Genomic DNA, 6,391 nt, shown 5'->3' with positions numbered 1-6,391 from the left:
AACCTTGTGGGATGCCGCCGGATCAGTCCTGGATGCTTTCACTCCTGACGAATGCGCCAACTTCTTTACAGCCGCTGGATATGAGCCGGAATAAAGTGGACGTGCTCTAGGCTTTGAGCAACCAACAGGCCCACGATTGTCTTGCCTGCGCCGGTGTTCAGAGAGATCAAGACATCGTTTTTAGTCCTAACGTCGTTCCAACCGGAGAGCGCGCGATCCTGGCCGCGCCACAGATCGTTGGGCGTCCCTTTCAAACTAGGTAGCGATTCGAAGATTTTGATAGAGTCGGTGGGAGCCTGCTTCGATTTTGCGCTTCCCAGTTTCGAAAAGTCAAAAACCAACTTACTCACTCCCTTTTCAACACCATCGCGTGGGGCTGTAACTCACCGTTTTTTGAGTAACAGGCTACCGTAGCATGTTGGATTTCAGGCGCAGGCACAACACCGATAGACGGTCAAGATCAGGATGTCTTCGATCTCCTCACAGTATCCCTTCCGAACAGCGTGCCTTAAAGTGCTTACCTAGTCCTCGGAATGGGCGCTCTTCAGCGAGCTTGGACTTACAGCTCGAAGGGCGGAGAACAGCAGGTATCGGCGTAAGCGGACATTCCCAATACCGCTTCGGAACGGCGTATGTTGGTCGGAAGCCGTCATGGACTTGAACGCTGCGAATGGCAGATTCCGGTCAGGCCTTCCCGATAACCGACATTCCGCTCTCCCCCCCTTTCCAGCCTTCTTTAGTTATCGCCTCAAACCAGCCCGTAGCGCTCCAGCAGATCGTCAATCTCGGTTCCCTGCGTCAGGTGCCTGATCAGCCCCGACGCAGGCACCTTCTCTCCGTCCCGCAGTTCCGCTGCCGCCTGTAGCAGCATCCGGATATCGAAAATGCCGCCCGACACTTCCGGCACAGCCCGCCTGACGCCACACAGCGTATAGACCGCCTCCATCGCCGTGCGGACGGAATATTCGGTGGTGAAGACCGTATCGCGTGGCGTTTCGGTGAACTGCCCCAGAAAGGCCAGGTTGACGCTTCCATCCGGCACCACGTTCGGCCGGTCAGCCGGTGCGCGCGGCATGAACTGCGCCGTGATGAACGGCATCATGCACGGACGCGTCGTCGCCCCTGTCGCTGCCATGTCTTCGATCTGATCCATCGGCACGCCCATATGGAACAGCCACTCACGGGTGATTTCCTCCCCTGTGCAATCCTGCATGGGCTTTTTCACATAATCGCCAGGCACGTCACTGAACAGACCATAGAGCCAGGCCACCATCTGCCCTTCGGGCTGCCCCTTGAAATGGGGCTGACGGCTGACCACCCAGCTCATCAGCCAGGATGAATCCGCGATCGTGACCGGGCCACCCGTGATGATTTTCCCCGAAAACGGATCACGCCCCGTAATCCGCTTTACAAACTCAGGAATCCGCGCATCTCGGGTTGTAACGGTTGCCGACAGCCAGCGGGATTTTTTCGTATCACCACAGAAAACATCAGGACGCCCGAATGCGGCATCCTGTGCTGCGATATTGCGCCAGAGCTGCCAGACACTCCCCTCTTCGATAGCCGTGTCAATCGGCGCGGATGTATGGTGATCGCCCCAGCGTGAATTCTCCACCATGGAACCGCTGGTCACGAACACCAGTTCCTCTGGCCCAAGATCAACACCAGCAGTCGCGCCATTTTCCAGCCAGTCGAGATGGGTCGCAATCTTCCTGCCGCCCGAAACATCGACGGCAACATTCGTCACCTTCACACCATGACGGAACACGACGCCCTGATCGGCAAGCCATGTGGCCAGTGGTTGGCTGAGGGATTCCTGCTGGTTGTATCTGGTGAACTTCAGCGTATGCAGATCCTTCAGCCCGAGAATCTGATGCACGAATCGTGCGAGATAGCGCTTCATCTCAATGGCGCTGTGCCAGGTCTCGAACGCAAACATCGACCGCCAGAACAGCCAGAAGTTCGACGCCATGAAATCGCCGGACAACACATCCGCGATCGTCTTTCCCGCCAGTTCGTCCTCATCGGTCAGAATGAGGGTAATGATCTCGCGTCGCGCCTTTCCCGTGAGCGTCAGCCTGTCACGATCGGCGAGGGGCTGACCCCGATTGCACATGGCGCGGACCGGGCTGGTGGACGGATCGGCCTGATTGACCTGCCAGACTTCATCCAGCACTGATGCGCCTGGAATTTCCAGAGACGGAATGGAACGATACAGATCCCACAAACACTGGAACTGCTCTTCCATCTCCCGCCCGCCGCGAATCAGCCAGCCAGTCTCCGCATTCCCCGCCCCATCCAGCGCACCACCATCGCTATTCGAGGCCTCAAGAATGGTGATGGCTGAGGGCGTCATGCCCGCATCCCGGATCAGGAACGCCGCCGCCGCCATGCCCGCCAGTCCTCCGCCCACGATCCACGCTGACCTTCCTGCCATATCCTGTGGCGCAGGGGGCTGAACAAAAGCCTCATAATTGCTGTGGGTATATCTCATGGCGTGTGTCCTTTTCCGGAAAAGGGCCGATGGTGGGTAGCATTGCTATTCATACGCCCCCCAATGACCCGATCTGTCCTTGCGATGTATCAATTACCGTGAACAGGAATGCCTCTCCCCGTAAGAGGGGACCGGCGCCGGTTTATGCTCCGCCACAGGCTCATGCGACAGCGCGCCCGGCAGGGAAAGGCAGGCCAGAAGCCCCGCCAGCGCCAGAAGAAACAGACCGGACCACCAGCCATACAGAAAGGCGCCGGCCACGCCGCCCAGCGTGAAGGACAGCACGATGGCGGCATGCAGCCCCAAACGCTCGCGCGTACCAATCCGCCTGGCCGGGTCAACCGGATGGAAAAAGCTCTCCAGCCAGTCCGCCAGTTCCAGCCCCACATCGGTGAGCATTCCCGTCATATGGGTGGTGCGGACACGCGCCCCGGAAATACGTGTGACTGTTGCGTTCTGGAGGCCCATGAGAAAACTCAGCCCGTAGGCCAGCACCGGATCCCGTGGCTGGGCCGAAAACAGAAGATCCACGCCACCCAGAAGCCCGAGCAGACAGGCTTCCAGCAGGATGCTCCGTGCGTAGATCGACGGCAGATGACGGCGACGACCTGCATTGACCAGCAGCGCGGACAGCACGGCTCCTGCGACAAAGGCCAGTATCAGACCACAGCAGGACAGGACCAGTTCCATGCGTCCTTCATGCAGGCCACTCGCCAGTGCGGAGACATTGCCTGTCATATTGGCCGAATAATAGCCTACGGCCAGAAACCCGGCAGCGTTCACGGCACCGGCGATAGCCGCCAGCGAGCAGCCCAGACGCCTGTCGATGCTGGCATTACGCTCCGCCCCCTCGTGAACAAGCACCTGTACCTCCCGTCGTGACTGACCGCATGAGGGAGACTCCGTGTTTGTCGGTTTCCCCCGGACAGCGATTTTTTTTTATAGACGGGATGGTAACAGCCTGTCCTCTTCCGACAAAGCTTCCTGTTTTCAATTTCTTAGGACGATATCTTCAGGGATTGTGGATTTCCACACGCTGAAAAGGGGTGGTCTCCCTACAGATAAATGTTGACGTTGATAGATTAACGGAACAAATCAGGAACATACAATCATGAAATGCGCCTGCACAAGGACCGTCGAGCCGTGACATGACTGCTGAAATCCATAAAAAACCCGGTCTGGAGACGCTGCGGGCCGCAATCAGCCGTCTCGAAGGGCACAGCGACCGACGCCGTACGGTGCTGCCCTTTGGTGTGCGCGAGATAGACGCCCGTCTGCCCGGTGGTGGTCTGGCGCTGGGCGCTCTGCATGAGGTGGCGGGCGGCGGGAATGATGCCCTGCACAGTGCCGCCGCCGGTCAGTTCTGCGCCGGGATTGCCGCCCGTACGCGCGGTAAGGTGCTCTGGATCGTCACCCGTCAGGACGTGTTCGCCCCTTCCCTGAAACAGGTCGGTCTGTCGGCACGGCGGACCATTTTTGTCGAGGCAGGCTCGGACGTCGATGTGCTGGCCTGTTTCGAGGAAGGACTGCGACATGGCGGCCTGGGGGCCGTGGTCGCCGAGGTGGCGCGTCTGTCCATGACGGCCTCCCGTCGCCTGCAACTGGCGGCCGAAACGTCTGGTTCGCTTGGCCTCGCCATCCGACGCTGGCGGCGGCAGACAGATGCGGCGGATTTCGGTCAGCCAACCGCCAGTGTGACCCGCTGGCGAGTTTCGGTTCTGCCGTCCGTGCCGCTGCCGGCTCCCGGTGTGGGAAGACCGCGCTGGCTGCTGGAACTCATCCGCGCCCGGGCGGGCGAGTGTGCCGATTTTGAAGTGGAGGCCTGTGATGGCAAGGGTCGTCTCTCTTTACCTGCCACTATGGCCGACAGACCGGATCAGGAAGCGGCTGGGCAAAGACGCGCCAGCGCCTGAGGTGCCGGTCGCACTGGCCGGACGTGAAGGACGACGACGAGTCGTGCTGTCAGTCGATCTGGCCGCGCGCAAGCTGGAGCTGCGTCCCGGCACGCCGGTGGCCAAGGCCCAGGCGCTCTATCCCGATCTGGTGCTGATGGACGCCGATCCCGAGGGCGACCGTCTTGGACTGGAAAAACTTGCCTTGTGGTTCCAGCACCGTATCGCGCCCATCGTGGCCGTCGATGCGTCGGACGGATTGGTGCTGGACACGACCGGAGCGGATCACCTGCATGGGGGTGAACTTCCTATGCTCAAGGACATGGTGCATCGCATGGCGGGCGCCGGCTTTCGGGCAAAAGCTGTGGTGGCGGACACCTGGGGCGCTGCGCACGCCATCGCCCGCTATGGCCGGGCACCGATTGCCGTTGTGTCCTCAGGGGGGACGGCCTCTGCTCTGACTGATCTTCCCGTTGAAGCACTCCGCCTGCCCTCCCCTATCATTGAGGGTCTGGCCACACTGGGCATATCCCGCATCGGCCCCCTGGCGGCCATGCCACGTGCACCGCTGGCCCTGCGGTTCGGTCCGGATGTGGCTCGCAGGCTGGATCAGGCGTTCGGGCGCATTGGTGAAGTCATCGTGCCAGTTCGCCCGGTTGATCCGGTCGAGGTCAGCCGCAATTTTGCCGAACCCATCGGCGCGGCCGAGACCATCGCCAAATATATTGGCAAACTGGTGCCGCTGCTGTGTCAGGGACTGGACGAGCGCGGACAGGGCGTGCGGCGTCTCGACCTGCTGCTGCATCGTGTGGACAGCCGCACCGAGGCGATCCGCGTGGCCACGGCCATGCCGGTGCGGGACGTGAAACGCCTGACCCGGTTGCTGTGCGAGAAGATCGAAACCATCGATCCCGGGTTCGGCATCGAACGCATGGTGCTGATTGCCCCGCTGGCCGAACCGATGGACCGGCGGCAGACCATGTCCTCCCTGATCGCGGAGGAAGAGGCCGACGTCTCCGACCTGATCGACACCCTGGCCAACCGCGTCGGTACGCAGGCACTGTACCGGTTTGCCCCGGTGGAAAGCGACCTGCCCGAGCGCTCCTTCTGCCGCGTGCCCGCACTGGCTCCAGAGGAGACAAAGGACTGGCCGGAGCACTGGCCACGTCCGACACGCCTGCTGGCGCGGCCCGAGCCGGTGCAGGCCATGGCGGAACTGCCGGACCAGCCGCCGCTGTTCTTCATCTGGCGGGGCGTACGGCGGAAGGTGAAATGCGCCGACGGGCCGGAGCGCGTGTTTGGCGAATGGTGGAAGAATGACGCGGAACTGACCATCGCCCGGGATTACTTCCGGGTGGAGGACACCAGCGGCGAGCGGTTCTGGCTCTACCGGGCGGGTGACGGCGAGCATGGCGAGACGGGCTCGCAGGGCTGGTTTCTGCACGGAATTTTCGGATGAGCACCTCGGCACCGCATTACGCCGAACTGCAGGTGACGACGTATTTCTCGTTTTTGCGCGGGGCGTCTTCCCCGATCGAACTGTTTGCGCAGGCAAAAGCCCTTGGCATCGAAGCACTGGGCATCTGTGACCGCAACTCTCTGGCCGGAATGGTGCAGGCCCATGTCGCGGCAAAAGAGGTCGGGCTCCGGCTTGTCGTGGGATGCCGTCTCGATCTGGCAGATTTTCCACCCGTGCTCGTTTATCCGACGGACCGGGCAGCCTATGGCCGTCTCTGTCGTCTGCTCAGCCTCGGCAAAGCGCGTGCTGGCAAAGGGAAATGCCGTCTTCTCTGGGAGGATCTCGTTGCCTGGGGCGAGGGCCAGATCGTTGTCCTGATTCCCGACACGGCGGATGATGCCTGTGCCCTGCATCTGCGCAAGCTGAAGGACGCCTTGGACTTGTAACGGTTTTGTGCCGGTCATCTGAGCGTTTTAAGCTTGTATCAGGAGACCGACGAAACCATGAAACATACGGAAGATTTCAAGCGCGAGGCCGTGAGGATTG

4 protein-coding genes and 1 pseudogene are annotated in these 6,391 nt (G+C 61.0%); 3 read left to right on the top strand and 2 right to left on the bottom strand.

Translation table 11 applies throughout. From position 1 onward, the window contains the following. Nucleotides 1-748: 748 nt before the first annotated feature. Complete coding sequence (locus GOB82_RS12770) at nucleotides 749-2,494, bottom strand: oleate hydratase (protein ID WP_166123673.1); 1,746 nt, start codon at nucleotides 2,492-2,494, stop codon at nucleotides 749-751. Between the two features lie 93 nt (nucleotides 2,495-2,587). Beyond that, complete coding sequence (locus GOB82_RS12765) at nucleotides 2,588-3,358, bottom strand: DUF1275 family protein (RefSeq protein ID WP_166123671.1); 771 nt, start codon at nucleotides 3,356-3,358, stop codon at nucleotides 2,588-2,590. A gap of 284 nt (nucleotides 3,359-3,642) precedes the next feature. On the opposite strand from GOB82_RS12765, the gene GOB82_RS12760 reads away from it, so the two are divergent. The 3 genes and pseudogenes from GOB82_RS12760 to GOB82_RS12750 all read left to right on the top strand — a co-directional run. Beyond that, a complete protein-coding gene (locus tag GOB82_RS12760; RefSeq protein ID WP_166123669.1) occupies nucleotides 3,643-4,407 on the top strand; it encodes an ImuA family protein in 765 nt (254 codons plus the stop codon). Further along, entirely contained in the window at nucleotides 4,322-5,845 is a 1,524-nt protein-coding gene (locus GOB82_RS12755; protein ID WP_166123667.1) for a DUF6504 family protein, read from the top strand. Before GOB82_RS12760 ends, GOB82_RS12755 begins: the two co-directional genes overlap by 86 nt. Continuing rightward, nucleotides 5,842-6,279 (top strand): annotated as a pseudogene (locus GOB82_RS12750) (PHP domain-containing protein); the annotation flags it as partial. The gene GOB82_RS12755 and the pseudogene GOB82_RS12750, both read left to right, overlap by 4 nt. Nucleotides 6,280-6,391 lie beyond the last annotated feature (112 nt).

This window comes from Acetobacter farinalis (assembly GCF_011516935.1).
Classification (GTDB): domain Bacteria; phylum Pseudomonadota; class Alphaproteobacteria; order Acetobacterales; family Acetobacteraceae; genus Acetobacter; species Acetobacter farinalis.
Note: the sequence above shows the minus strand (reverse complement) of the source record. Positions and strands in the feature narration are given on the sequence as shown.